Source organism: Segatella baroniae B14, from assembly GCF_022024235.1.
GTDB lineage: Bacteria > Bacteroidota > Bacteroidia > Bacteroidales > Bacteroidaceae > Prevotella > Prevotella bryantii.
Genome location: NZ_CP091799.1, coordinates 1,925,001 through 1,951,183, shown reverse-complemented (window position 1 = coordinate 1,951,183; position 26,183 = coordinate 1,925,001). Strand labels below are relative to the sequence as shown.

The window sequence follows — 26,183 nt, the reverse complement described above, 5'->3', positions numbered from 1 at the left end:
AAAATCAGATAGATGAAAATTCTTGTATTGAACTGTGGTAGTTCATCAATCAAGTATAAATTATATGATATGGCCAACGAGTCTGTATTGGCTCAGGGTGGTGTAGAACGTATTGGTATCGATGGTGCTTTTATTAAAGTAACTTTACCAAACGGAGAAAAGAAACAGATTAATGCAGAACTTCCTACTCATAAAGAGGGTGTAAACTTGGTATTCAAATGCCTTCTTGATAAAGAGTTTGGTGCTATTAAAGATTTGAAGGAAATCGACGCTGTTGGTCATCGTATTGTGCAGGGTGGTGATAAGTACAATCAGTCTGTCATTGTAGACCAGAGTGTAGAGGAAGGTATAGAGGAATTGTGTGATTTGGCTCCTGTACATAATGCAGGTCACTTAAAAGGTATCCGTGCTGTAGATGCTTTGATGCCTGGTACTCCTCAGGTTTGTGTATTTGATAATGCATTCCATAGTACAATGCCTGATTATGCATATCTTTATGCTATCCCTTACGAGGTGTATGAAAAGTATCATGTACGTCGTTATGGTTTCCATGGTACATCTCATCGTTATGTATCAAAGCGTGCTATCGATATGTTGGGTCTCGATCCTAACAACTCTAAGATTGTAACTTGCCATATTGGTAATGGTGCTTCTTGTTCTGCAGTTGTTAATGGTAAGGTGATGGATACTTCTATGGGACTAACACCATTGGCTGGCGTTATGATGGGTTCTCGTTCTGGTGATATCGATCCTTCTGCTGTAACTTATATTATGGATAAGTTGGGTAAGCAGCCACAAGAAATGGCTGATTATCTTAATAAGGAGAGTGGTTTACTTGGTATTAGTGGTGTTTCAAGCGATATGCGTGATGTTTATGACGCTTCAGTTGCAGGCAACAAGCGTGCTCAGCTTGCTATTAAGATGTACACCTATCGTATCAAGAAATATATCGGTTCTTATGCAGCTGCTATGGGTGGTGTTGATGCTATCATCTTCACTGCTGGTGTAGGTGAGAATCAAGCTCAGATTCGTCAGTACTCTTTAGAGGGACTTGAATTCCTTGGTGTTGAGCTCGATAAAGAAGTGAATCTTGGTATTCATGGTAAAGAAGCTGTTATTTCTACAGCTAATTCGAAGGTTAAAGTTGCTGTTATCCCAACTGACGAGGAAATCGTTATCGCAAGAGATACTCAGGAACTTGTATCTAAGTTGTAATGACTGCGAAGTTCGACTTCGTTAACTATATAAAGGATTCTCTTCTTCGTTCTTGCAAGTAGAGAATCCTTTTCAAAAAAAAGCATGGAACAACCACTAGACAAAACTATATTTTATAAGACAAACAAATCAAAAACAAATTACAAACAAACAACTTTTTAAGTACTAAAACACTACGCAAATGAAGAATAAAATTGTAACCTTTGGTGAAGTCCTCTTAAGACTCTCTAAATTTGGCAGAAAACGCTTATTTCAGCCAGGAGAATTTATTGAAAATTTTGGTGGAAGTGAAGCCAATGTGGCTGTTTCATTGTCTACTTTAGGTGACAATGTGCAATACATTAGTCGCTTGCCTGATAACCTTCTAGGCAAATCAATCCAAATGACGCTCCGTAATTATAATGTCAATACTGATAGTATGATATGGGGTGGTGATCGTTTAGGATCTTATTATTTTGAGGAAGCTGCAGCCATGCGTAACTCTAGTGTGGTATACGATCGTAATGATTCTTCTTTTTATACGATTAAGCCTGGAATGATAGACTGGGAAAAGGCTTTCAGTGATGCTGCTATCTATCATTTCTCTGGTATTAGCTGTGCTATTAGTCGTGATTCCTTGGATGCTACTTGGGAATCTGTCAAGAAAGCTAAAGCTGCTGGTATTCCTATATCTTTTGATGTAAATTATCGCAAGAATTTATGGAAATTTGGTTCTGATGCTCAGGATGTTTTGCAGATATTTGCAGAGAAGGCTGATATTATCTTTGGTGATCAGGGTGAATATGAGGTGATTTCTGGTATGCCTGCCATTCCTTTTAAAGCTCTGGATGCCAATTATGAAATAGAAAGAGATGAATATCAGGCTTATTTCGATAAGGTACAGGAGATGTATCCAAAATGTAAAATATTTGTAATGGCTATACGTAACCAGATAGCAAGTACACATCATACTCTTACGGGTATGCTTTATATACAAGGTAAACTCTATACTACACGTATCTATGATATTAGTCCTATTGTAGACCCTATGGGTGTGGGAGATGCCTTTATTGCTGCTTATTTGCATGCTTATCAACATTGGAATGATGACCCTCAGCGTTGTCTTGATTTTGCATTGACAGCTTCTTCATTAAAGAATACCATTCCTGGTGACTTTAATTTAAATACAGAAGAGGAAATAGAACTTGTCATGAATTCAAATGGTCCTATCAAATTTGATGTAGAATAATTAATTTTATACAGATAATTTATATAAGGCAACAGTAAAAAACTGTTGCCTTTATTTGTTGTTTTATAAAAAAAAAATCAAAATTTGATTATTACTCTTGTATAATAAGAAAAATATTTGTATTTTTGTCGAACTTTTATAAGCTTAGAATAAATAAAATCCAACTAAATTTTGTGACTTTGAAAAAAATTTCGATACTTGTATCGGAATTAAGATATATTGTGGTTTTTAAGTAAAGACTGCAGTAAGAGACTACTTGAGTTAATTAAAGTTTAAAGTACTAGTACGTGGGCTGATTTAGCTGGGAAGCAAAGTCAGTCCTTTTTTATTTTTATTTTTTCTTATTGTTCTTTCTCTTTTTCTTGGTGGTTAATATTGTTTTTATTATCTTTGCAAACGAAAGAATACAAATAAAGTTTTGAATAATAGATGTTTGATGCGAATAAATCAACTTTAAGCAAGAAAGCCTTGTCGTGATGACAAGGCTTTTTAAATGGATTATATTGATTAATTTATGGTATACTTTCACCTTCGACATATTGTTCTAGGAACATGTGCTCTCCATCAAAAACGGCATAAGTAAATTGCCAAATCCAATCACCTAAAATAAGCATTCTGCTCTTTTTACTGAGTTTTAAATCAAGTTCAATATGCCTATGACCATAAAGAAAGTAATCAATGTTGGTATGAGTTTGCATATATTGCTTGGTAAATCTTATAAGATCTTCCTTATTCTCGCCCTTATATGGTTCTTCTTTACCGTCAGGTCGTTTCAATCTGCTGTGCTTTGCCCAGTGGAGTCCTAATGAAATTCCCCAGCGTGGATGAATGGCATTAAATAGTTTTTGACATGTAGAATTGTGGAATATCTTGCGAAGAATTTGAAATTTAATATCAGGATCTCCTAGTCCGTCTCCATGTGCAAGAAAGAAAATCTTACCATAGATATCGGTTGTTATGGGTTTATGGTGAACTATGACACCACACTCTTCTTCCAAATAACCATACATCCAAATGTCATGATTTCCTGTGAAGAAATGAATTTCTACACCATTGTCAGTCAATTCTGAGATTTTTCCGAGAAATCGCGTAAATCCCTTAGGAACAACATATTTGTATTCATTCCAAAAGTCAAACATGTCGCCCAGCATGTAAATAGCTGAAGCTTTCTCTTTGATACTGTCGAGAAATCTTACCAATCTGCGTTCTTGTGTGCGTCTGTGCTCCACAGCCAGTGATCCTAAATGCGCATCACTTAAAAAGTAAACGTTTTTTCTCAATGTGTTGTTGTATTTATGCAAAACCTAGTTCTACTTTAGCTTCTTCGCTCATCATGCTTTGATCCCATGCTGGTTCGAAAACAAGATTTACGTTAGCAGCCTTTACTCCTTCGACACTTTCTACCTTTGTGCGAACATCTTCCAATATAAAATCGGCAGCAGGACATGAAGGGGCTGTAAATGTCATGTCAATATCCAGAATACCGTCATTCTGAAGGTCTATTTTGTATATCATTCCAAGATCCCATATGTTTACAGGTATCTCTGGGTCGTAAACGGTCTTAAGTACTTCTACGATTCGTTCTTCAATAATTGTTTTTTCTTCTTGTGTCATACTTTATCACTTTTCTGCAAAGATACATTATTATTTTGGAAAACGATTCTTGCTTTTAAAAATTCAATGATTTCTATATGATATGGTGTGCTTCACGATAGGAATAGTATACTCCATCTGTTACAATTACGTGATCAAGGAAATAGATTCTCATGATATCGCAGGCTTTCATAACTCGTTCTGTTAGTCTGTCGTCTTGTCTGCTTGGATTCGGATTATTGCTTGGATGGTTGTGGATAAGTGCTAATACTGTTGCATTGCTTAGTATCGCTTCCTTCATGATGATTCTAATGTCAACAGCAGTTTCGCTTATTCCACCGTGTGATATCCTTATGGCTTTAATAAGTTTATAGTTCTGATTCATCAGGATAATCCAAGCTTCTTCAACGTCAAGATCTTGCATTTTTGGGTGCATATACTCATATATGTCGCTTGCACAGTTGAGAGATGTCTTTTTTTCTACTTCTTCTCGTTGCCTACGTTTGCCAAGCTCGCAAGCTGCAAGTATAGTAATGGACTTTGCCGGTCCTAAGCCATTATACTTTTCTAGGTCATTGAGTGACAATTTGCCAAGAGTGTTCAGGTTATTATTGCAGTCGTTCATAACCCTTTTCATTAAATCGACAGCACTTTCTTTTGATGATCCAGAACCTATAAGAATGGCTAATAATTCTGCATTGGAAAGATTCTCGGCACCAAGCCTTTCCATCTTTTCACGTGGTCGATCTTCTTCGGCCCATTCATTAATAGATAGTTTCTCGGACATTTAGTTCTTTCTTTAATTTTTCTATTTATAGAAATTTTTCTGGTAAGCACTGAATTCGCCCTTGTTTTTGATGCAGCGTTGCCACCATGCTTGAATAAAGCCACATCCATATCCTCCTAACTGTATATAGGCCGAAATGATACTAAGTATGCCTATTTTTATGCTCTTGTTCTGAAGAGTTGAATCTATAAATAATAGTAGAATATAAAGAATAATAGGTATAAGTGGAATTGTGGATACCCACAGAAAGTTGTGATTACCAGTAGTTATAAGTAGTATGAGCCCTATTATTGCTATTAGGCTTAAAGTAATCATACCTGTAGTGAATACTGCAGGTAGTAAATGTACTAGTTTAAGGCTTTCTGGGTATTTCTTGTAGAGATTTATTCGAGCTATGCCACTGTTGAATACTTGTCGCCAAAACTTTTTGAAATCTGTTCTTCTTTTGTGCCAAACCCAAGCTTCAGGAAATAATCGGCATTGGTATCCTGCTTTGTAAATTCTAATACTAAAATCTATATCTTCGCCAAATCTCATTTTGGAGAATCCACCAAGTGCTTGATAGACCTCTTTACGAATTCCCATATTAAATGAGCGAGGATAAAATTTGTCAAGTTTCTTTTTTCCTCCTCGAATACCACCAGTTGTAAAAAATGAGGTCATAGAGTAGGATATAGCCTTTTGAGTGTCTGTGAAAGATGGGTGAGCGCAATCAGGACCTCCAAAGCCATCAGCAGGTTCACGTTGGAGTTCGTTGTCTACAGATTTCAAATAGTTGTCTGGCAATACTACATCGCTGTCAAGGATTAATAAATATTCCCCTTGTGCTCTTGCTGCTCCAAAATTTCTACTTTGGCCAGGACCAGAATTTTCTTTCATGAAATAATGAATATCTAGCTGCGTCTTGTATTGATTACAAATGTCGTGGCATGGTATTTGTGAACCATCCTCAACAATGATGACTTCGAAATTTTGTATTGTCTGATGAGTTAGACTTTCCAAAAGTTCTTCCACTTCATTTGGGCGATTAAAAACAGGAACGATGATAGAGTATTTCATTATATCAGTAGTTAATGTAAAAAGTTAGGGGCGGATAAAGTCCGCCCCCATCAATATGCTTGAATTAAAAGATTATTCAGATACACGACCAAGGTAGCTACCGTCACGAGTGTCAATCTGAATAGTTTCGCCTTCATTGATGAACAATGGTACGCGAACTTCAACACCTGTTTCCAGTGTAGCTGGCTTTGTAGCGTTAGTAGCAGTATTACCTTTTACACCTGGTTCACTTGAAACAATCTTCAAAGTAGTTTTAACAGGCATTTCTGCAGACAGGATAGTACCTTCTTCTGTATCGGTAACAACGTCTACAACGTCACCTTCCTTCATGAATTCAACACCTGTAATCTGCTCCTTTGGAATAGGAATCTGCTCGAATGTTTCCTGATTCATGAAAATGTAACCAGTAGCATCTTCATAAAGATACTGGTATGGACGATGCTCAACGCGAACATCTTCAAGTTTGAAACCAACCTGGAAAGTACGCTCAAGTACGCGACCATCAGATACATTCTTTAACTTGGTGTTCATTACGGTGTTACCTTTTCCTGGCTTTCTGTGCTGGAAGTCTACACATTTCCAAATACCACCATCCATGCGGATGCAAGTACCAATCTTGATTTCCTGTGAATTAATCATTGTAGTATATACTTTATATATTTATTTGTTTTATATCAATCCTTGTTTTTATACTAGTATCATAAAAACGTTGCAAAGTTACTGTAAATTAGGCAAAAACCCAAGGAATTCACGAAAAAAACATAAATATTTGGCCTAATTTCAATGTATTTTTTTGTTATTTCAAAAATAATGCGTAATTTTGCAGTCCAAAGTTGGGTGGTGTAGTGTGCCATCACATTTCCTTGCACAGAAATAAATAATAAATAAAAAACAAAATGAAAAGAACATTTCAGCCTCACAATCGTCGTCGCGTAAACAAGCATGGTTTCCGCGCACGTATGGCAACAAAGAACGGCCGTCGCGTTTTGGCTTCTCGCCGTGCACATGGTCGTAAGAAGTTAACAGTTTCTAGTGAGCATCACGGAAAGTAATTTTCGTTTCTCTAACGAAAACTGATTAAAACAGAAAGAAGTAAAGGTATATCTTTGCTTCTTTCTGTTTTTTTTGTACTTTTGCATCATATATAATCTTATAAGATGACATCATCAGAATTCTTAAGTAAGTTTAAAAGTAAATATCTCTGGGGAAACCTGCTGGCCATGTTGGTTGTTGTAATTTTATTGGGTATAGGCGTTAGATTTGGTATAGATGCTTATACACATCATGGTGAATCTATTGCAATACCTGATATTAGGCATAAAAACTGGGCTGATGCAGAGAAAATTCTTGAGAATGCTGGTCTGAAAATTGAAGTTTCTGATACTGGCTATGTCAAAACCTTACCACCTGATTGTATCTTGGAGCAGTCTCCAGCTCCTGGTGAGTTGGTAAAATCTGGACATGTTATATATGTTACGGTTAATGCAAGCTCTACTCCTTCTTTAGCTTTACCCGATGTAATTGATAATAGTTCTTTACGTGAGGCTATGGCTAAACTTACAGCTATGGGTTTTAAACTTGGGGCTCCTCAGTTTATTCCAGGTGAGCAAGATTGGGTTTATGGCATATTGGTAAATGGACGGCATGTTGTTGCTGGTGATCGTATACCGGTTGGGGCTACTCTGATTATTCAGGTCGGTAATGGGCAGCGTGATGCATCAGATTCTATTGATATGGTTGGCAATCCGTTTGAGGAGGAACCTGTAGGGGGCTCTTCTGATGAAGATGAGTTTGAAGAAGTAACAGAGGCTGATGCCGAAGAAACTTCGGGAGGTCAGTCAAGTCACAATAATTCAACAGAATAGATATGATAGAAAATATAATCAATGATATAGAGGATGATGATCAGCAGCTTTTCGAACATTGGAAGGTGCAGGTAGATGAAGGGCAGACTCCTGTTCGAATAGATAAATATTTAGCTGAGAAAAATCCATACCAAAGTCGTAATCGTATCCAAAATGCGGCTGATGCGGGTTTTATTCAAGTGAATGGCACTCCTGTTAAGAGTAATTATAAGGTGCGTCCAAATGATGTGATTACTCTTATGCTCGATTATCCTAAGCATGATACAAGTATTGTTGCTGAAAATATTCCAATTGATGTGGTTTATGAGGACGATGACCTTATGGTTATTAATAAAGCAGCTGGTATGGTAGTTCATCCAGGTGCTGGCAATTTTACGGGTACCTTAATTAATGCGATAGCTTATTATTTGAGAGATCTTGAATCTTTTGATGCGAATAATCCTGAGGTCGGTCTGGTACATCGTATTGATAAGGATACAAGTGGCTTATTGGTAGTAGCAAAGACTCCTGAAGCCAAGAGTGCTTTGGGTAAGCAGTTCTTTAATAAGACTACACATCGTAGTTACAATGCTCTTGTATGGGGAAATATTGTTGAAGATGAGGGACGGATAGAAGGTAATATTGGCCGTGATCCTAAAAATCGTCTTCGTATGAAGGTTTTTGAACCAGACAGTGGTATTGGTAAATCAGCAGTAACTCATTATCGAGTGTTGGAACGATTTGGTTATACTACCTTGATTGAGTGTATTTTGGAAACTGGACGTACCCATCAGATACGTGCGCACATGAAGCATATTGGGCATCCGCTGTTTGCTGATGAGACGTATGGTGGAAATGAAGTCCTACGAGGTCAGCGTAGTAGTTCATATAAAGCTTATATTCAAAATTGCTTTAAAATTTGTCCTCGACAGGCTTTGCATGCTAAGACACTCGGCTTTATTCATCCTCGTACAGGGCAGCAGTTGGATTTCACGTCAGAATGGCCTGCTGACTTCTCTGCTCTTATTGAAAAATGGCGTAATTTTATTAGTGGTACTACGCTGAATACATTTGTAGATTAATTGTTGTATATATAATATGGAAAATTTAAAGAGAAACATTGCCATCGTTTGTGGTGGCGATTCTTCTGAACATGATGTTTCAATGCGTTCTGGTGAAGGACTTTATTCTTTCTTCGACAAGGAAAAATACAATGTGTATATTGTCGATATTAAAGGTCTGAGTTGGAATGTTAATTTTGATAATGGTGAAACCGCTCCTATTGATAAGAACGATTTCTCTTTTATGAGGGATGGTAAAGTCATAAAATTCGACTATGCATATATTACAATTCATGGTCAGCCTGGTGAAAACGGTCCTCTTCAGGGATATTTTGATTTAATCCATCTTCCATATTCTACAAGTGGCGTCTTGGTTGAGGCTATGACTTTTGATAAGTATGTTCTTAACAACTACCTACGTGGCTTTGGTGTTAATGTGGCTGATAGTGTTTTAATCAGACGTGATGAGGAATTTGATGAAGAGGCTATTGCTGCGCGTTTAGGTATGCCTTGCTTTGTTAAGCCTGCTGCAGATGGTTCTAGTTTTGGTGTTTCAAAGGTTAAAAATGCAGATCAGCTGGCTCCAGCTCTTCGTGTAGCATTCATGGAATGTAGTGAAGCTATGGTAGAAGGTTTTATGGATGGTATTGAGATTTCTCAGGGTATCTATAAAACAGCAGATAAAACTGTTGTCTTCCCTGCTACCGAAGTGGTAACTAACAATGAGTTCTTTGATTATAATGCCAAATATAATGGTCAGGTTAAAGAAATAACTCCAGCTCGTTTAAGTCCGGAAACAGCAGAAAAAGTTGCTGCAGAGACAAGCCGAATCTATGATATTCTTCATGCTAATGGTATTATTCGTATTGATTATATTATTTCTAAGGATGCTGATGGTAATGATAAAATTAATATGCTCGAAATCAATACCACACCTGGTATGACTGTAACCAGTTTTATACCTCAGCAAGTTCGTGCTGCTGGTCTTGATATTAAGGATGTTCTTTCAGACATCGTTGAAAACCAATTTTAAGTATTAACAATGATTATCCCAAAAGAATTTGATCAAATCCGTCCTTGGGAGCCGGAAGATCTTCCTGAGGTTTATGACAGGCTGCTTGCGAATGAACAGTTTCTGCATGTTATAGCATATTTGTATCCGAAGGTTCCTCTTGAATTTATTGCCGATAAACTTCGCAAATGTAAGACTAATCTCAATTTCCAGTTGGAATTTGTATATCCTTTCCTAAAGGACTTGATGAGTAAAGCTTCTTTGGGATTGGAGTCTAACTTTGAGGCACTGGATAATACTCGTAACTATACTTTCATAAGTAATCATCGTGATATTGTGCTTGATTCTGCTTTGCTTGATGTTTCAATGGTTGATGCAGGTTTCAAGACTACTTGTGAAATTGCTATAGGCGATAATTTATTATCTTTGCCATGGGTGAAAGATTTAGTGCGGGTCAATAAAGCTTTCATCGTGGAGCGTAGCTTATCCATGCGTCAGATGCTTCTTTCAAGCAAACGTTTAGGTGAATATATGCATTTTGCCATTCAGCAAAAGAAGGAAAATATTTGGATTGCTCAGCGTGAAGGACGTGCTAAGGATAGCAATGACCGTACGCAGGAATCTATTTTGAAGATGATGGCTATGGGAGGTGAAGGCTCTGTTATCGATAGACTGGTGGCTCTTCATCTTGTACCAACTTCTATCAGTTATGAATATGATCCTTGTGATTTCCTAAAGGCTAAAGAATTTCAGCTGAAACGTGATGTAGAAGGATGGAAGAAAAGCCCTATGGATGATGTGATTAGTATGCAAACGGGTATATTCGGTTACAAGGGGCATGTATATTATCATACGGGAGCATGTCTTGATGAGTGGCTTCGTAGTTTACCTGCTGATATAGCCAAGACTGACTTGTATGCTACAATTACTGATCATATAGATCATGATATTTACATGAATTATCGTTTATATCCTGGTAATTATGTAGCTTTGGATGAGTTGAATGGTACAAACGATTTTGCATCGTACTACACTTCAGATGAGAAAGCTGTATTTGACAAGTATTTGGATAAACAGCTTGAAAAGATTGATCTAGAAAATAAGGATATTCCTTTCTTGAGAAATTGTATGCTAACAATGTATGCTAATCCTGTTATTAATCAGCAGAAAGTAAAATAGAATTTTAGCATTCAATAATACAATAAGGGTGTTGGTGATTTTTAATCATCAACACCCTTATTGTATTATTGAATGTTTTTCCTTTACAGGCTTTCAAGCATACGTTTGATAACTACTTCGGCAGAGATTTCACGATTAGCTGCTTCTGGGATAACTAGGCTATGATTACTCTCGATAACGTCATCGGTTACGATTAACCCTCGGCGTACTGGCAGACAATGCATGAAGTATCCATTGTTCGTCCAGCTCATATGTTCTGTATCAATGGTCCAGCTCATGTCTTTATTTATGATCTTGCCATAGTCTTCAGGATTAGTGACACCAGGGCAACTCCAGTTTTTGGCATAGACAAAGTCTGCATCTTCCAATGCTTTCTTTTGGTCATATTCTATGGTCGCATTGCCTGCGAACTTAGGGTCCAATTCATATCCCTTCGGATGTGTAATAACGAGATCTACATCTGCAGCATTCATCCATTCTGCAAATGAGTTTGGCACAGCTTGAGGCAAAGCCTTGCAGTGAGGAGCCCATGTCAAGACAACCTTTGGACGTTTTTTGGTTGGTGCAGTAGCAGGGTTGCTCTTTAATTCTTCCCATTTCTCATGGATTGTAATGAGATCTGCAAAAGCTTGCAAAGGATGTACGGTAGCAGTTTCCATTGCAAATACTGGACGACCACTGTATTTTACAAACTGATTAACTATTGTCTCTGCGTAGTCATATTCGCGATCGCTAAGACCTGCGAATGAACGTACACCTATAAGATCACAATAGCTACCCATAACAGGAATTGCTTCCAGTAAGTGTTCACTTTTATCACCATCCATGATAACACCACGTTCCGTTTCAAGTTTCCAAGCACCGGCATTAACATCAAGTACAATAACATTCATGCCTAGGTTCATGGCTGCTTTCTGTGTACTCAAGCGTGTACGAAGACTGTTATTAAAAAAGATCATTAATAGGGTCTTGTTTTTACCCAATTCTTGATAACCAAATCTATTCTTTTTTACTTCTAAGGCTTCTGTTAACGCCGTATCAAGATTGCCAAGGTCTTGTACATTAAAAAATGACTTCATGTTATTTCTCCTTTTTCTTTATGAGTTCTATATTAATTATGCACGGATTTGTCCATGCCCTGTAATAAGCCATTTGTAAGTGGTAATTTCTTCAAGGGCCATTGGGCCTCGTGCACCTAATTTTTGTGTACTGATACCAATTTCTGCTCCCAGACCAAACTGTGCTCCATCTGTAAAGCTTGTAGGTGTGTTGACATAAACACAGGCAGCATCAACTAGGGTTTGGAATTTTTTCTGAGCGTCTTGGTCTTCGGTTATGATACTTTCACTATGCCCACTTCCATATTTGGCGATATGCTCAAGAGCTTCATCGATGTTAGCAACAGTTTTTACGCCCATCTGTAGACTCATCGATTCGTATGACCATGTTTCTTCGTCAGCTTTTTCCAGTAAGTCATCGGTATATTTTCCTTTGAGGGCTTTATAGGCTTGGGCATCAGCATAGATTCTTACTCCTTTAGCCTCTACCTTACTCAGTAGTTCTGGAAGATCTTGTAAACGCTTCTCATTAATAATTAGCGTATCCAAGGTGTTGCATACGCTTGGACGCCTTGTTTTCGCATTGTCTACGATATCTTTACCGATTGTTAAATCACCCTCTTCGTCAAAATAGCAGTGTACGATACCTGCACCCGTTTCGATAACTGGAACTTTGGCAGTAGATTGTACAAACTTGATAAGATTTTTACCACCTCGAGGTATGCAAAGGTCTACATATCCTACAGCATTGAGGAGTTCGCCTGTGGCTTCGTGAGTGGCAGGAAGTAACTCTACAACGTTTGTATTGATATGATACTGCTTCAATACGTTGTGTATGAGTTTAACTTCAGCACGATTGGTATCATCAGCATCCTTGCTTCCTTTCAGTATACATGCATTTCCGCTTTTAAAGCAAAGTGAGAATACATCAAAAGTTACATTTGGGCGTGATTCGTATATCATGCCGATAACGCCGAAAGGTACACTTACTCGTTTTAAGTTGAGGCCGTTTTCAAGCGTTTTTTCCTTAAGCGTTTTACCTAAAGGGGATGGAAGAGTAGCGACATGGTGCATGTCGGCAGCGATATCTTCCAGTCGTTTGTCATTGAGAAGCAAACGATCGTATACTTTATTACTCTTGTCCATACGAGAAAGGTCGCTTCGATTAGCTGCGAGTATTTCTTCTTTGTGAGCAAGTATGGCTTCTGCTACAGCTTGTAATATTTCGTTGCGAGTTTCATCCTTGATGAGGGTCAGTGATTTACTTGCAGCTTTTACGTTTTTGAAAATTTCTTCTAGTTGCATAGGGGAGAGATTGTCTAGTGTAACTTATTATTTCTTATTCCATATAGAGGTAGTCATAGTGTATCAGCGGTTTAATATCATGTTCGCCGATAAGTTTTATAGCCTCTTCAGAAGAGTAACTACTTCTTCCTACAGCTATGACCTTATCTTTATCGTCTACTACATTTATAATATCTCCTTCTTCAAATACACCTTCTATAGATGTAACACCAACTAATAGCAGACTGGCAGCTTTTTCCCCTTTTAGTATTTCTTCTGCTTTGGCGTTGATATGAATCTTTCCTTTAGCAAAGTCTTCGCTGTGAGCTATCCATTTCTTAACCTGTGATGTAGGGTTAGGATTAGGACGGAATTCTGTATGCATCGTTTCCTGTGGATGGGTTATCAGATCTACTAAGATGTTTTCAGTCTTACCGTTGGCGATGATGACGCGAACCCCCTCTTCTGCTACTTTTCGAGCGATACGAGTCTTTGTAATCATACCACCTCTACCAAATCCACTTTTGGTTTCTTGGATATATTCATCAAGATCCCGGTCGTAGTTGACCATTGGAATAACGCGAGTATGAGGCTCTTTCGGATCACCATTGTAGATGCCATCTACATTAGATAAAATGATAAGAGTGTCGCAGTCCATCATAGAAGCAATGAGGCCGGAAAGTTCATCATTATCCGTAAACATTAATTCAGTAACGCTAACAGTATCGTTTTCGTTGACGATAGGGATGACATCATTTTTGAGCATTACGTTCATACAGGCTCTCTGATTTAGATATTCACCACGGGTGGAGAAACTTTCTTTCATGGTAAGTACCTGTCCTACATGAATATTGAATTCACGAAATAAATCGTAATAAAGGCCTATTAATTTTACTTGTCCGAGTGCAGAGAAGAGTTGTCGCTGTTCTACACTATCTAGTTTGTTTTCTACTTTCAGTTCATTACGGCCACAAGCCATGGCTCCTGAAGAAACGAGGATAATTTCATGTCCATTTTTCTTCAGCCATACGATTTGATCAACGATAGCCGACATTCTGGTTACATCCAGTTTGCCGTCATCCCTGGTGAGAACATTACTGCCCACCTTTACTACGATTCTACTCATGTTGTCTCTCTTATAATTTATAGAGAGGTATGCCTTTGTAGCATACCTCTAGTGGTTTATTTTTTGTCTTTCTTTGCGTCATTGGCGCGAATTTCCACACGACGAATTTTTCCAGATATAGTCTTTGGAAGTTCGTCTACAAACTCTATTACACGTGGATATTTGTAAGGTGCAGTTTCATGTTTTACATGATTCTGCAGTTCTTTAATTAGTTCTGGTCCTGCCTGTGCTTTATAATTGTCTTTTAGTACTATTGTTGCTTTAACAACCATACCTCGTATTGGATCTGGTACACCGGTAATAGCACATTCTACTACTGCAGGATGAGTCATCAGTGCATTTTCTACTTCGAATGGGCCGATGCGATAACCTGAACTTTTGATGACATCGTCTGTTCTTCCTACAAACCAGAAATAGCCTTCTTCATCTCGCCATGCCATATCGCCAGTATGATATATACCGTCATGCCAAGCCTGATATGTTTTCTCTTCATCACGATAGTAGCCCTTGAATAGTCCTACTGGCTTACTTTTGATGGTACTGATGCAGATTTCGCCTTTTTCTCCGTCCTCACATTCTGTTCCGTCAGGTCGAAGCAGTTTTACATCGTATTGAGGATTAATTTTTCCCATACTTCCAGGTTTAGGTTTTATCCACGGGAAAGTACCTAAAGTCATAGTAGTTTCGGTCTGTCCAAATCCTTCATAGATGTGATTTCCTGTGAGTTCAAAGAACTTTTGTTCTACAGATGGATTCATGGCTTCACCTGCAGTAGTACAGTATTTTAGACTGCTAAGGTCGTATTTACTGAAATCTTCTAGAATCATGAAGCGATATATGGTAGGTGGAGCACAGAATGAAGTGATATGATATTTCTCCATAGCTCTCATGATCTTTTCTGCAGTAAACTTCTCATGGTCATATACAAATACGGTAGCACCAGCAAACCATTGTCCGTATAATTTACCCCAAACGGCTTTGCCCCAACCTGTATCTGCTACTGTAAGGTGAATACTTTTTTCTTGCAGGTTATGCCAGTATACACCAGTTGTCAGGTGTCCTAGTGCATAGAGATAGTCGTGTGCTACCATTTTAGGTTCTCCACTAGTGCCACTGGTAAAATACATCAGCATGGTATCATCATTTTCATTCACATTAGCAGGACGTTCGAAATCTGGAGCTTGTTCCCATTCTTTGTGCCAATTGTGAAATCCTTCTGGTACAGGCTTGTCCGCTTCTATCATGGAGTTTACTGCTACCAGTGTTTTTACGGTAGGGCTTTCTGCTAATGAATTTTTTACCTGAGTTGTTACATATTCATCGTTAACGCAGATGATAGCCTTAACGCTGGCTCTTTGGTTGCGATATTCGATATCTTTTGTGGTGAGCATGTGAGTAGCAGGAATGGCAATGGCTCCGATTTTGCATAACCCCATCATGCTTAGCCACCATTGATAGTGTCTTTTTAATATCAACATGACTTTGTCGCCACGCTGTATACCTAAACTCAGAAAATAGGCTGCAGTCTTATCTGTTTGTTCCTTAAAATCCTGAAAGGTAGTTTTTACTTCTTCACCTCTTTCACTTGTCCATAACAAACATATTTTGTTAGGTTCTTCTTTTGCCCATTCGTCCATAACATCATAGGCAAAATTGAAGTTCTCATTTATTTTGAAATGAAAATTTTTTTTAAAGTCTTCCTCTGAAGTGAACTTCGTTTGCGTTAAAAATCTTTCTAACATTGGTTTGAGTTTAAATTACAATACATAGAAAATGAGCTTGTTCTCCATTGAGGGCACGCATACAATGAGGTTGCCTTCCATCAAAATAAATGGTATCACCTTCTTTAAGTACAAGTACTTTTTCACCGATAGTGATTTCCAGAGTACCTTTAAGTACATAGTCGAACTCATGTCCATCCTGTGTATTCTTACGATGGTTCTTATCACCTGGGAGCGGGTCTACTACAGTGTAGAAAGGATCTATTCTTCGCCCTTTAAAACCACCGGCAAGAGTCTGATATTTATAATCGTTTCCACGGTCAATTTCTTGTCCCTGACCTTTTCGTGTTAGGTAGTATGAATTCATACGTGGCTCTTCACCGAAAAGTAGAACATCAAGATCTATTCCGTATCTTTTTGATATTTTTGAAAGACGATATACAGAAGGGTCAGCTTCTCCTGCTTCTATTTTAAGATAATGATCTAAGCTGATTTCGCATAGTTCTGCAACTTCTTCTGCAGGAATGTCGAGAACTTCACGAAGGCCTCTCAATCGTTCTCCAATTAGTTTTATAGATTCTTCCATAAGTTAATTGTTTTAAAATAATCGTCTTCAAAAGTACAAAAAAAACTTCTACTTTTGTTTTCGGCAGATTGTTTTCTTATTTGTATTTGTAATAAAATCTAAAATGCTGCACATTGGTATTTATCATGTGCAGCATTTTAGAAAAACTCTTTAAAGTTTATTTTAATCCAGCTTTTAATCCTCTGATAACAGCAGATGTAAAGCCGGCATGCTCCATTTCATTTAATCCTTTGATGGTCAAGCCACCAGGAGTTGTAACTTTGTCTATTTCGGCTTCAGGGTGGTTTCCATTAGCTTGCAGTAAATCTACTGCTCCCTTTACGGTCTGTAAGACAATGTCTTTTGCGACATCTGCTTTGAATCCTAGTTCTACACCACCTTCTGATGCTGCTCTGAAATAACGCATGGCATAAGCTATACCGCAACTGGCTAACGATGTTCCTGCACCAAGATGCTGTTCGTCGGTAACAACGGTTTGGCCAACGCTTTTAAATATCGCTTCGGTTTCTTTTATCTTTTCTTCTTCGCAATCGCATGGGGCAATGAAAGTCATTGAAGATTTTACAGCTATAGCGATATTGGGTATAACTTGCAGCAGGGTAGGCTGGTCGCCATCTTTATCCAACCATTTTCGAAGTTGCTCTGAAGGTATTGCTGCTGCCATGTTAAGGATTGTCTGGTTCTGATAATCAAGTGTAGACTTTATCTCATTGATGACATGCTCTACTAGCCATGGCTTAACTACGATAGCGATGTAGTCTGCGCCTTGTATAGCTTCGATATTGTTGGTTGTCGTGTTGGCACCTAATTTCTTGAATTTTTCTAGTTTGTCGGCGTGTGGATTAGAAACGCTTATATCTGAAGGTTTGAAATCTTCTGATTTTAGTAGGCCTTCGGCAAGTGCTCCACCCATGGCACCGGCACCAATGATAGTAATCTTCATTTTATATAGTTGCTAATACTTTCTTGAATTTATTCATGAAATCGTCAACATTGGCCTTGGTCAGACACAATGGTGGTAAAATTCTAAGGATATTGGTTGATGCACAACCAGTAAAGCAGTGCTCGTCGTAGATGAGTTTTGAGCGTATTTCTTTATGTGGAATGTCCAAAACAATACCAATCATTAGGCCTTTTCCACGAATCTCAGTGATATGACTGTTTTCTTTCTGTAATTCCTTGAGCTGTTGTATAAAATATTCTCCTACCTCATTTGCGTTGGTTACAAGGTTTTCTTTTTCGAATACATCGAGTACGGCCAAAGCTGCGGTACATGCCAGATGGTTACCACCAAAAGTTGTTCCCAAGCGACCATATACAGGTTCGAATTCTGGAGAAATGAGTACACCGCCCATAGGAAATCCGTTGCCGATACCTTTAGCTACAGTAATCAGGTCTGGTTTGATATCCAGCCACTGATGACCGAAGAATTTTCCTGTACGACCATAGCCGCATTGTATCTCATCGCATACCAGGAATGTGCCATATTTCTTACAAGCTGCTTGTAAGCCTTGGGCAAAATCTTTGTTTACCATATTGCAGCCGCCTACACCTTGAATACATTCGATAATACAAGCGCATACATCACCCTTGGCTAGTTCTTTTTCCCATGCTTCCAAATCGTTGAGTGGAAGATAGGTTACAAGACCATTATCGTTGATTGGGGCAATAATTTTAGGATTATTAGTTACCTCTACAGCAAGAGAAGTACGGCCGTGAAATGCTTTTTCTGCAGATAATACACGTCGTCTGCCATTGGTGAATGAGGCTAATTTTAATGCGTTTTCGTTGGCTTCGGCTCCTGAGTTAATCAAGAAGAACTGGTAGTCTTCGTAACCACTGATTTTGCCAAGACGTTCTGCAACTTGTTGCTGCAGTTTATTGATGACGGAATTGGAATAAAAGCCTAGCTTATTGAGTTGATTTGTCATCATTTCTACATAGTGAGGATGACAGTGTCCGATACTGATTACAGCATGACCACCATAAAGGTCAAGATATTCTTGACCTTTATCGTCCCATACGTTGCAACCTTTGCCTTTGACGATATTAACGTCAAAAAGTGGATAAACATCAAATAGTTTCATATTTAGAATGCTGAACCTTTAAGTTTTAATCCTGCTGTCTGGTCGATGCCGAACATGATGTTCATGTTTTGTACAGCCTGACCAACTGCACCTTTTAGCAGATTATCGATGCAGGAGGTAATTAATAATTTATCGTCAATCTTGTCGCAGTGTACCAATGCTTTGTTGGTATTAACCACCTGCTTTAAATCAAGAGGCTTGTCTATATAATGTGTAAACTTTGCATCCTTGTAGAAAGCCTTATATCCAGCTATAATTTCCTCAAGTGGTTTATCTGTCTTAACTACTTCTGTAGCGAAAATACCACGCGTGAAGTCACCGCGATACGGTATGAAGTCGATAGAGGCTTCAAGATGACCCTGTACTTGTGTCAGACTTTCACGAATCTCAGGAATATGCTGATGCTTGAAAGCCTTATAGATGCTAAGATTATTGTTGCGCCAAGAGAAATGAGTTGTTGATCCTGGCTTCTGCCCAGCTCCTGTGCTGCCGGTAATAGCATTTACAGCTACATCTTTGTCGATGAGATTCATGCTTGCTGCAGGCAGCAATCCGAGTTGGATGCATGTTGCAAAACATCCCGGATTGGCTACATGCTGAGCTGTGGCTATTTTTGATTCATTTATTTCTGGTAAACCGTATACGAAGTCATGAATTTCTGCGGTTGGTTGCATGGTATTTACCACTTCCTTAGGTGCCAGTCGAAAATCCTGAGCTAAATCAATAATTTTAACATTAGCTGGTATTTTATGCTCCTTCATGAAAGCTTCACTCTTGCCATGGCCGAAACAGAAGAAGATTACATCAACCTTATCAAAAGGAAGTTCGTCTGTAAACTTCATATCTGTATCACCGTAGAGGGCTTCGTGTACATCGGTAACAGGATTTCCGGCATTACTACCACTGTTAGCAAAAACGATTTCTACCTCTGGGTGGTTTAGCAATAGACGAATGAGTTCTCCGCCTGTGTATCCTGCTGCTCCTAATATTCCTACTTTTATCATTGGGATATGTTATGGCTTAATAATCTTTAGATATGATAATCTTTTTATTTTCTTTCGTCTGGATGCATTCCGTAGAATACACGAAGTGGAGTAGCACTCAGCTTGATAAAGCCTTTGGCATCGTCTGCAGTCCAACCGTGGTTCATCTCGCCATATTCGCCAAGTTTTGACTTGGTCAGGTCGTCATCCGAGTCTACACCTACTGTTTGAAAACTGTAAGGGCGAAGTTTCAAGATAGCAGTTCCGTTCACATGGCGTTGTGAACTGGTCAGGAATGCTTCTATATCTGGCATCACCGGTTCTAGATATTGACTTTCGTGCAAGAACATACCATACCAATTGGCTACTTGGTCTTTCCAATACTGCTGCCATTTACTCAATGTACTTTTCTCTAGTAAACGGTGAGCTTCGATAATCAGTTTTGGAGCTGCTGCTTCAAATGCCACACGGCCCTTAATACCGATAATAGTATCACCAACATTACAATCACGGCCGATGGCATAAGAGGCACCAATCTCTTCTATTTTCTGTATGGCCTTAATTTTGTCTTCAAATTCTTCACCGTTCACAGCAGTGATTTCGCCATTTTTGAATGTAATTTTCAATTCTTCTTCGGCTTTATCACTGGTAACATGCTTGAGATATGCCTCTTCTGGCAGACCCTGGGTTGGATCAAGAATCTCGCCACCACAGATACTTGTACCCCAAATACCTACATTGTATGAATACTTGAGTTTTGTGAAATCTGCATAGAAGCCATGATCATTCAGGTAGTCTACTTCTTCTTTTCTGCTAAGTGCTTGATCTCGAGTTAATGTAATGATTTCTACTCCTGGAGCCATTACAAGGAAGGTCATATCGAAGCGTATTTGGTCGTTGCCAGCGCCTGTAGAACCATGTGCGATAGCATCTGCCTGAATCTCATTAGCATAGCGTGCAATGGCAATAGCTTGGAAAATTCGTTCTGATGATACTGAAATAGGGTAGCAATTATTACGCATTACATTACCATAAATCATGTATTTCAGGCTCTTTTCATAATATTCTTGAGTTACGTCGAGAGTTACATACTTAACAGCTCCAAGCTTATAAGCATTTTCTTCGTTTACCTTCAGTTGTTCTTCATTGAAACCACCCGTGTTAGCGCATGCTGCATATACGTCCCAACCATCTTGAGTAAGTTTCATAACTGTATATGATGTATCTAGTCCGCCTGAAAAAGCGACAACTACTTTCTTTTTAGCCATAATATATACGATAAATTTGTGTTGAAAATTAATATAAGTATGATGTTCTCTTCTGGTATCAGTTACCTAGTTTCTTAAGACGCTCGAGAGTCTTTTCTGAAAGCTGGATAGGCAGTGTCTCGTTTGGATGATCTGCTGGATTGTACATCATTCCTGTACAAATACAGAATTTTCTTTCGGTTCGTTGTAGAATGTCATGGTTGATACAACCTTCACATCCACGCCAGAATGATTCGTCGTCTGTCAAGTCACCGAATACAACTGGTAAATACCCAAGTTGAGTATTCATCTTCATGACAGCTGATCCTGAGGTGAGAGAGAAGATTTTTGCTTCTGGCCATCGTACACGAGCCAGTGTGAAGGTTACATTCTTAATGCGTTTAGCTACACCACGACCTCTAAAAGCAGGATTAACGATAAGACCAGATGTCGTTACATAAGTCTTATTGCCCCATGTCTCGATGTAGCTGAAACCTACAAATTTACCATTGCATAAAGCTATGACGGCTTTACCTTCTTTCATCTTGGTAGTGACATATTCGTGAGAACGCTTGGCGATACCTGTGCCACGGTCCTTAGCGGAAGATGCCATTGTCTCCAAAATGGTGTCTACATACTTCTCGTGGGAAGCATCAGCAACCATTACTTCAATCTCTTCCATTATTATTACTTTATAATTTGTTCTTTTAAAGTCTTTTAGTTCATTCCGTCAATGACAGAACTGAGCTTGTCCATTACGGCCTTTTCAGATACATTCTCTTTTTTGACAATAAAAATAGTATCGTCTCCTGCAATTGTACCTAAAATTTCTGTCACGTCACTATTGTCAATATTATAAGCGATGCTACTTGCATAACCAGGACGAGTCTTGATGACTCCTAAATTACCAGAGAAAACAATGGATAAAAATCCTGGAGACTGTAACATTTTTGTAACAGATTGTGGATTAGATATACGCTTGTACATGGTTTCGTTAGGGAGTACATATACATACTTGCCATTCATGCTAGCTGCTTTGGCAACTTTGAGTTGCTTCAAGTCGCGACTCAATGTTGCTTGGGTCAACTTAAAGCCTTCTTTAGCTAAAGCTTTTAATACTTCTTCCTGACTTCCTAATTCCTGACTAGATATTAACATCTTCAGGGCTTCCATTCTAGCGTTCTTAACTTTCATACGTTGTATTTTTATTCTGTTTTCGCTTGCAAAAATAGAAATTTTTGTATTTATCTGCAAGAGTTTTTGCATAAAAATTACTCGAAAGCTTTAGTTTTTAAGGTTATTTGTATATTTTGTGTATAGATACAGTGGTTTTTGTATATTTAGTTATATGAATAAATTTTCTTTTTAGTGAATGTTTTAAAGAAATAATAAGAAAAGCAGAATAAAATTAGATTATCTCAAAATAATTCACTACCTTTGCCAACCGTTCTATGATACTTCATTTAGCTGTAGTGATATAGCTTTATATATAAATGAAAAAGGCGTCTTCCGTAGGAAGGCGCCTTTGGTGTTTATTATTATTTACTTAGTTGCGGTTGCTACCGAATATTCTTAATAAATACAGGAAGAGGTTGATAAAGTCTAGATATAGCGTGAGTGATCCTAATAATGCATATTTCTGCATTTGTTCGCTTGCATCGGGTGCCATGGATAGCATATGCTTAATTTTCTGCGTGTCGTAGGCGGTTAACCCCACAAATATCAGAACTCCAAGATAGCTGATGATTAGGTCTAATCCTGAACTTGCTATAAACATGTTTACGATGGTTGCAATGATGATACCGATTAGGGCCATGAATAGTAATTTGCCCATTGAGGTCAAATCTTTCTTAGTGAAATAGCCGACAAGAGACATTGTACCAAATGTACCAGCTGTTACGACAAAGGTCTTGACTATGGCAGTGGTAGAGAAGGCTGCAAAGATTACTGACAATGTGGCACCATTTATTACGGAATATGCAATAAACATAAGGGTGGCAGTTGCTAGTGATAAGCGATTGATTGCTCCTGATATACCCCATACTAAAGCTAATTCTGCAATGATGAGACCAAAAAATAATATTTTATTGGTAAATATGGTTGTCATGAGGGCTGGACTGGTAGCAACGCCATATGCAGTTACTGCGGTAATGACAAGAGCCAAAGTCATCCAAATATATACTTTGCGCATCAATGCAGGAAATGCTAAAGAAACATTCCAGCTTCTTTCATTTATCATTCGATAAAGTTCTTTTTCTTTCATAATTATTATTTTTAGTTTGTATCAATTTCATCAAGCGCAAAGATAATGCCAAGTTTGTTATAAAACAAGTTTTTGGGGGCTTTTTAGCGATTGTTTAATCAAATTGCGTTCTTTTTATAGATAATAGTAAGAGAAGATTTTGTCTTCTTTTGTTGAACTGTTATCTTTAATAAGTATGTTTGTGAGGTTTTAGATTGTCTACGAAAAAGTGGTAAAGGCTATGCAAAAGGATTTAAAAATGTGAGGGAAATGTATATAAGCATAATTATTTTCAGTTTTTCAAATCTTATGAGGGTTTCTGAATAGGATGTACAAATGCCATAGATACACAGAATTCTGTCACATCGATACGTATCGGAACGTCTGTTGATTTTTCCTACTTGTAATGGTTTGACTGTCAAATAATTTATCAAAAAACAGTGCTTTCAAAAATCGTCATCTAGCTCAAAATATTCAACTTTTGATCAGCCTGTTTGGTCTTTTTTCTTCCCCTCGATTTTCTCTCCCACCAAAACCCCAGCTCCTGGGGGTCGAAACCTAAGACTTTGTTCGCTAAACTCTATGACCTTATCGCATCAACCCTAAGCTTTCGACCCCTAGGAGCTGGGGTTTTGGCGCCCATTTCTTGAACCGAAGAAACGTTAAATGTGTAACGTGTTGATATTCAGATAGATATGAAAATTCTTCAAAATTCACGTATTTGAGGCATTCTTACATCGCAATTTCAAATACGCAAACCTCAGGAGGGTTCTTGTCCGTAAATTTCAAATCGGTTCTTTTATTGTACATGTCGTAGAATGGTAAAAGTAGTGCTGATGCCGTAAAAATTGTCGGGAGGTGTAGTAAGCGGTGTCAACCAGTTTCGTTACGCTGTTTCCGATGGTGACGGAAGTCGGTCCATAGCAATCAGAGAAAGACAGTCTGCCAATACTCGTATAATTTGTAGGAGAGGGGAGGCTTAAAATTTATCTTCCTTTAATTATAGATATACCTCATTCTTTTTCTTTTAATATTATTCTCTCTATTATAAAATATTATTCTCTTTATATATTATAATGTGTTCGTCCACGGAATTAAGCTATCATTGTCAAAGAACGCGCAAAATTGTAGTTTTTTGCAATTTTTTCTTGAAAACATTTGGAGGTTATGGATATTTTGTATACCTTTGCACTCGCTTTCGAACAAACGGAAGCAGCCAAATAACGTTGGTTATGAGGCTTAAGAGAAAGAGTTCTTTGAAAAGATTACATAGACAGAGAAGTAGTACAAGAAGCGTTCACATATTATAAATATGTGTGAATGGGTAACAAAAACGAACCGTCAAGTTTAGTTTTTGTCCAGGCTTTAAACCGACTTCAATAAAAGGATAAGCGTCCTTGAAACAGAGACAAATAATCTATTCAATTAGATATTCAAAGATATTTTACAATGGAGAGTTTGATCCTGGCTCAGGATGAACGCTAGCTACAGGCTTAACACATGCAAGTCGAGGGGTAACATGAAGAAAGCTTGCTTTCTTTGATGACGACCGGCGCACGGGTGAGTATCGCGTATCCAACCTGCCCATAAGTAGGGAATAGCCTTGCGAAAGTAAGATTAATGCCCTATGGTTTCCATTAAAGACATCTGAGATGGAATAAAGATTTATCGCTTATGGATGGGGATGCGTCTGATTAGGTAGTAGGCGGGGTAACGGCCCACCTAGCCGACGATCAGTAGGGGTTCTGAGAGGAAGGTCCCCCACATTGGAACTGAGACACGGTCCAAACTCCTACGGGAGGCAGCAGTGAGGAATATTGGTCAATGGACGGAAGTCTGAACCAGCCAAGTAGCGTGCAGGATGACGGCCCTATGGGTTGTAAACTGCTTTTTTAGGGGAATAAAGTTAGCCACGTGTGGTTATTTGCATGTACCCTACGAATAAGGACCGGCTAATTCCGTGCCAGCAGCCGCGGTAATACGGAAGGTCCGGGCGTTATCCGGATTTATTGGGTTTAAAGGGAGCGCAGGCCGTTTGGTAAGCGTGTTGTGAAATGTCCGGGCTCAACCTGGGCACTGCAGCGCGAACTGTCAGACTTGAGTGCACAGGAAGCGGGCGGAATTCGTGGTGTAGCGGTGAAATGCTTAGATATCACGAAGAACTCCAATTGCGAAGGCAGCTCGCTGTAGTGTTACTGACGCTAAAGCTCGAAAGTGCGGGTATCGAACAGGATTAGATACCCTGGTAGTCCGCACGGTAAACGATGGATGCCCGCTGTTTGCCCTTCGGGGTGAGTGGCTAAGCGAAAGCGTTAAGCATCCCACCTGGGGAGTACGCCGGCAACGGTGAAACTCAAAGGAATTGACGGGGGCCCGCACAAGCGGAGGAACATGTGGTTTAATTCGATGATACGCGAGGAACCTTACCCGGGCTTGAATTGCAGATGACGGATCTAGAGATAGAGACTTCCTTCGGGACATCTGTGAAGGTGCTGCATGGTTGTCGTCAGCTCGTGCCGTGAGGTGTCGGCTTAAGTGCCATAACGAGCGCAACCCTTCTCTTCAGTTGCCATCAGGTCAAGCTGGGCACTCTGGAGACACTGCCACCGTAAGGTGTGAGGAAGGTGGGGATGACGTCAAATCAGCACGGCCCTTACGTCCGGGGCTACACACGTGTTACAATGGCCGGTACAGAAAGTCGGATGCCCGTAAGGTCATTCTAATCAAGAAAGCCGGTCCCAGTTCGGACTGAGGTCTGCAACCCGACCTCACGAAGCTGGATTCGCTAGTAATCGCGCATCAGCCATGGCGCGGTGAATACGTTCCCGGGCCTTGTACACACCGCCCGTCAAGCCATGAAAGCCGGGGGTG

Annotated in this window: 24 protein-coding genes and 1 rRNA gene (1 of these 25 only partly in view); 8 read left to right on the top strand and 17 right to left on the bottom strand. The window is 38.9% G+C overall.

Features of this window, described 5'->3' with window-relative positions:
- The first annotated feature begins 12 nt into the window (after nucleotides 1-12).
- Both L6469_RS08350 and L6469_RS08345 read left to right on the top strand, forming a co-directional pair.
- Nucleotides 13-1,215 carry an acetate kinase gene (locus tag L6469_RS08350; protein WP_006281570.1) on the top strand — a complete coding sequence of 401 codons (1,203 nt, stop codon included), beginning with the start codon at nucleotides 13-15 and terminating at the stop codon, nucleotides 1,213-1,215.
- Between the two features lie 181 nt (nucleotides 1,216-1,396).
- The gene (locus L6469_RS08345; protein WP_006281569.1) at nucleotides 1,397-2,443 is read left to right on the top strand and encodes a sugar kinase; all 1,047 of its coding nucleotides are present in this window, start codon (nucleotides 1,397-1,399) and stop codon (nucleotides 2,441-2,443) included.
- A gap of 512 nt (nucleotides 2,444-2,955) precedes the next feature.
- Here the strand turns inward: L6469_RS08345 and L6469_RS08340 are convergent.
- The 5 genes from L6469_RS08340 to efp all read right to left on the bottom strand — a co-directional run bounded on the left by L6469_RS08340 (nucleotide 2,956) and on the right by efp (nucleotide 6,521).
- Nucleotides 2,956-3,723, bottom strand: a complete 768-nt coding sequence (locus tag L6469_RS08340; RefSeq protein ID WP_006281568.1) for a UDP-2,3-diacylglucosamine diphosphatase — start codon at nucleotides 3,721-3,723, stop codon at nucleotides 2,956-2,958.
- 13 nt (nucleotides 3,724-3,736) lie between these two features.
- The gene (locus L6469_RS08335) at nucleotides 3,737-4,057 is read right to left on the bottom strand and encodes a metal-sulfur cluster assembly factor (protein WP_006281567.1); all 321 of its coding nucleotides are present in this window, start codon (nucleotides 4,055-4,057) and stop codon (nucleotides 3,737-3,739) included.
- A 73-nt stretch (nucleotides 4,058-4,130) separates the two neighbouring features.
- The gene (gene radC, locus L6469_RS08330) at nucleotides 4,131-4,823 is read right to left on the bottom strand and encodes a RadC family protein (protein WP_006281566.1); all 693 of its coding nucleotides are present in this window, start codon (nucleotides 4,821-4,823) and stop codon (nucleotides 4,131-4,133) included.
- Between the two features lie 21 nt (nucleotides 4,824-4,844).
- Complete coding sequence (locus L6469_RS08325) at nucleotides 4,845-5,882, bottom strand: glycosyltransferase (protein WP_006281565.1); 1,038 nt, start codon at nucleotides 5,880-5,882, stop codon at nucleotides 4,845-4,847.
- A 72-nt stretch (nucleotides 5,883-5,954) separates the two neighbouring features.
- On the bottom strand, nucleotides 5,955-6,521 hold the full coding sequence (gene efp, locus L6469_RS08320; RefSeq protein ID WP_006281564.1) for an elongation factor P: 567 nt from the start codon (nucleotides 6,519-6,521) through the stop codon (nucleotides 5,955-5,957).
- 257 nt (nucleotides 6,522-6,778) lie between these two features.
- On the opposite strand from efp, the gene rpmH reads away from it, so the two are divergent.
- From rpmH to L6469_RS08295, 5 genes are all read left to right on the top strand, one after another.
- Nucleotides 6,779-6,934, top strand: a complete 156-nt coding sequence (gene rpmH / locus L6469_RS08315; protein WP_006281563.1) for a 50S ribosomal protein L34 — start codon at nucleotides 6,779-6,781, stop codon at nucleotides 6,932-6,934.
- A gap of 105 nt (nucleotides 6,935-7,039) precedes the next feature.
- On the top strand, nucleotides 7,040-7,747 hold the full coding sequence (locus tag L6469_RS08310; protein ID WP_006281562.1) for a PASTA domain-containing protein: 708 nt from the start codon (nucleotides 7,040-7,042) through the stop codon (nucleotides 7,745-7,747).
- A 2-nt stretch (nucleotides 7,748-7,749) separates the two neighbouring features.
- Complete coding sequence (locus L6469_RS08305; RefSeq protein WP_006281561.1) at nucleotides 7,750-8,808, top strand: RluA family pseudouridine synthase; 1,059 nt, start codon at nucleotides 7,750-7,752, stop codon at nucleotides 8,806-8,808.
- A gap of 16 nt (nucleotides 8,809-8,824) precedes the next feature.
- Entirely contained in the window at nucleotides 8,825-9,820 is a 996-nt protein-coding gene (locus tag L6469_RS08300; RefSeq protein ID WP_006281560.1) for a D-alanine--D-alanine ligase, read from the top strand.
- Between the two features lie 9 nt (nucleotides 9,821-9,829).
- Entirely contained in the window at nucleotides 9,830-10,978 is a 1,149-nt protein-coding gene (locus tag L6469_RS08295; RefSeq protein ID WP_006281559.1) for a 1-acyl-sn-glycerol-3-phosphate acyltransferase, read from the top strand.
- Between the two features lie 83 nt (nucleotides 10,979-11,061).
- On the opposite strand, the gene L6469_RS08290 is transcribed toward L6469_RS08295, so the two are convergent.
- The 12 genes from L6469_RS08290 to L6469_RS08235 form a co-directional block, all read right to left on the bottom strand.
- Nucleotides 11,062-12,057 (bottom strand): acetylornithine carbamoyltransferase, encoded by a 996-nt coding sequence (locus L6469_RS08290; protein ID WP_006281558.1) that lies wholly within the window; start codon nucleotides 12,055-12,057, stop codon nucleotides 11,062-11,064.
- 36 nt (nucleotides 12,058-12,093) lie between these two features.
- Entirely contained in the window at nucleotides 12,094-13,341 is a 1,248-nt protein-coding gene (locus L6469_RS08285) for a glutamate-5-semialdehyde dehydrogenase (protein WP_006281557.1), read from the bottom strand.
- A 34-nt stretch (nucleotides 13,342-13,375) separates the two neighbouring features.
- Nucleotides 13,376-14,446 carry a glutamate 5-kinase gene (proB, locus tag L6469_RS08280; protein ID WP_006281556.1) on the bottom strand — a complete coding sequence of 357 codons (1,071 nt, stop codon included), beginning with the start codon at nucleotides 14,444-14,446 and terminating at the stop codon, nucleotides 13,376-13,378.
- Between the two features lie 56 nt (nucleotides 14,447-14,502).
- Nucleotides 14,503-16,188: an AMP-binding protein gene (locus L6469_RS08275; protein WP_006281555.1), complete on the bottom strand. Its 1,686-nt coding sequence runs from the start codon at nucleotides 16,186-16,188 to the stop codon at nucleotides 14,503-14,505.
- A 10-nt stretch (nucleotides 16,189-16,198) separates the two neighbouring features.
- Nucleotides 16,199-16,753 carry a helix-turn-helix domain-containing protein gene (locus L6469_RS08270; RefSeq protein ID WP_006281554.1) on the bottom strand — a complete coding sequence of 185 codons (555 nt, stop codon included), beginning with the start codon at nucleotides 16,751-16,753 and terminating at the stop codon, nucleotides 16,199-16,201.
- A gap of 157 nt (nucleotides 16,754-16,910) precedes the next feature.
- Nucleotides 16,911-17,696, bottom strand: coding sequence for a pyrroline-5-carboxylate reductase (gene proC, locus L6469_RS08265; RefSeq protein WP_006281553.1), 786 nt, complete (start codon nucleotides 17,694-17,696; stop codon nucleotides 16,911-16,913).
- Nucleotide 17,697: 1 nt separating this feature from the next.
- Nucleotides 17,698-18,840 carry an aspartate aminotransferase family protein gene (locus tag L6469_RS08260; protein ID WP_006281552.1) on the bottom strand — a complete coding sequence of 381 codons (1,143 nt, stop codon included), beginning with the start codon at nucleotides 18,838-18,840 and terminating at the stop codon, nucleotides 17,698-17,700.
- Between the two features lie 2 nt (nucleotides 18,841-18,842).
- The gene (argC, locus tag L6469_RS08255) at nucleotides 18,843-19,844 is read right to left on the bottom strand and encodes an N-acetyl-gamma-glutamyl-phosphate reductase (RefSeq protein ID WP_006281551.1); all 1,002 of its coding nucleotides are present in this window, start codon (nucleotides 19,842-19,844) and stop codon (nucleotides 18,843-18,845) included.
- 44 nt (nucleotides 19,845-19,888) lie between these two features.
- Nucleotides 19,889-21,091 carry an argininosuccinate synthase gene (locus tag L6469_RS08250; RefSeq protein ID WP_006281550.1) on the bottom strand — a complete coding sequence of 401 codons (1,203 nt, stop codon included), beginning with the start codon at nucleotides 21,089-21,091 and terminating at the stop codon, nucleotides 19,889-19,891.
- A gap of 58 nt (nucleotides 21,092-21,149) precedes the next feature.
- Entirely contained in the window at nucleotides 21,150-21,752 is a 603-nt protein-coding gene (locus L6469_RS08245; protein WP_006281549.1) for a GNAT family N-acetyltransferase, read from the bottom strand.
- A 35-nt stretch (nucleotides 21,753-21,787) separates the two neighbouring features.
- On the bottom strand, nucleotides 21,788-22,264 hold the full coding sequence (gene argR / locus L6469_RS08240) for an arginine repressor (RefSeq protein ID WP_027453150.1): 477 nt from the start codon (nucleotides 22,262-22,264) through the stop codon (nucleotides 21,788-21,790).
- A gap of 352 nt (nucleotides 22,265-22,616) precedes the next feature.
- Complete coding sequence (locus L6469_RS08235; RefSeq protein ID WP_006281547.1) at nucleotides 22,617-23,333, bottom strand: Bax inhibitor-1/YccA family protein; 717 nt, start codon at nucleotides 23,331-23,333, stop codon at nucleotides 22,617-22,619.
- A gap of 1,425 nt (nucleotides 23,334-24,758) precedes the next feature.
- Between L6469_RS08235 and L6469_RS08230 the strand changes: the two genes are divergently transcribed.
- A 16S ribosomal RNA gene (locus L6469_RS08230) occupies nucleotides 24,759-26,183 on the top strand; it runs 105 nt beyond the window's last position.

What these genes read in the sequence shown, in the direction of transcription:
- L6469_RS08350 (WP_006281570.1), top strand. Translation starts at nt 13, where the DNA reads ATGAAAATTCTTGTATTGAACTGTGGTAGTTCATCAATCAAGTATAAA.
- L6469_RS08345 (WP_006281569.1), top strand. Translation starts at nt 1,397, where the DNA reads ATGAAGAATAAAATTGTAACCTTTGGTGAAGTCCTCTTAAGACTCTCT.
- L6469_RS08335 (WP_006281567.1), bottom strand. Translation starts at nt 4,057, where the DNA reads ATGACACAAGAAGAAAAAACAATTATTGAAGAACGAATCGTAGAAGTA.
- radC (WP_006281566.1), bottom strand. Translation starts at nt 4,823, where the DNA reads ATGTCCGAGAAACTATCTATTAATGAATGGGCCGAAGAAGATCGACCA.
- L6469_RS08325 (WP_006281565.1), bottom strand. Translation starts at nt 5,882, where the DNA reads ATGAAATACTCTATCATCGTTCCTGTTTTTAATCGCCCAAATGAAGTG.
- efp (WP_006281564.1), bottom strand. Translation starts at nt 6,521, where the DNA reads ATGATTAATTCACAGGAAATCAAGATTGGTACTTGCATCCGCATGGAT.
- rpmH (WP_006281563.1), top strand. Translation starts at nt 6,779, where the DNA reads ATGAAAAGAACATTTCAGCCTCACAATCGTCGTCGCGTAAACAAGCAT.
- L6469_RS08310 (WP_006281562.1), top strand. Translation starts at nt 7,040, where the DNA reads ATGACATCATCAGAATTCTTAAGTAAGTTTAAAAGTAAATATCTCTGG.
- L6469_RS08305 (WP_006281561.1), top strand. Translation starts at nt 7,750, where the DNA reads ATGATAGAAAATATAATCAATGATATAGAGGATGATGATCAGCAGCTT.
- L6469_RS08300 (WP_006281560.1), top strand. Translation starts at nt 8,825, where the DNA reads ATGGAAAATTTAAAGAGAAACATTGCCATCGTTTGTGGTGGCGATTCT.
- L6469_RS08295 (WP_006281559.1), top strand. Translation starts at nt 9,830, where the DNA reads ATGATTATCCCAAAAGAATTTGATCAAATCCGTCCTTGGGAGCCGGAA.
- L6469_RS08290 (WP_006281558.1), bottom strand. Translation starts at nt 12,057, where the DNA reads ATGAAGTCATTTTTTAATGTACAAGACCTTGGCAATCTTGATACGGCG.
- L6469_RS08285 (WP_006281557.1), bottom strand. Translation starts at nt 13,341, where the DNA reads ATGCAACTAGAAGAAATTTTCAAAAACGTAAAAGCTGCAAGTAAATCA.
- proB (WP_006281556.1), bottom strand. Translation starts at nt 14,446, where the DNA reads ATGAGTAGAATCGTAGTAAAGGTGGGCAGTAATGTTCTCACCAGGGAT.
- L6469_RS08275 (WP_006281555.1), bottom strand. Translation starts at nt 16,188, where the DNA reads ATGTTAGAAAGATTTTTAACGCAAACGAAGTTCACTTCAGAGGAAGAC.
- L6469_RS08270 (WP_006281554.1), bottom strand. Translation starts at nt 16,753, where the DNA reads ATGGAAGAATCTATAAAACTAATTGGAGAACGATTGAGAGGCCTTCGT.
- proC (WP_006281553.1), bottom strand. Translation starts at nt 17,696, where the DNA reads ATGAAGATTACTATCATTGGTGCCGGTGCCATGGGTGGAGCACTTGCC.
- L6469_RS08260 (WP_006281552.1), bottom strand. Translation starts at nt 18,840, where the DNA reads ATGAAACTATTTGATGTTTATCCACTTTTTGACGTTAATATCGTCAAA.
- argC (WP_006281551.1), bottom strand. Translation starts at nt 19,844, where the DNA reads ATGATAAAAGTAGGAATATTAGGAGCAGCAGGATACACAGGCGGAGAA.
- L6469_RS08250 (WP_006281550.1), bottom strand. Translation starts at nt 21,091, where the DNA reads ATGGCTAAAAAGAAAGTAGTTGTCGCTTTTTCAGGCGGACTAGATACA.
- L6469_RS08245 (WP_006281549.1), bottom strand. Translation starts at nt 21,752, where the DNA reads ATGGAAGAGATTGAAGTAATGGTTGCTGATGCTTCCCACGAGAAGTAT.
- argR (WP_027453150.1), bottom strand. Translation starts at nt 22,264, where the DNA reads ATGAAAGTTAAGAACGCTAGAATGGAAGCCCTGAAGATGTTAATATCT.
- L6469_RS08235 (WP_006281547.1), bottom strand. Translation starts at nt 23,333, where the DNA reads ATGAAAGAAAAAGAACTTTATCGAATGATAAATGAAAGAAGCTGGAAT.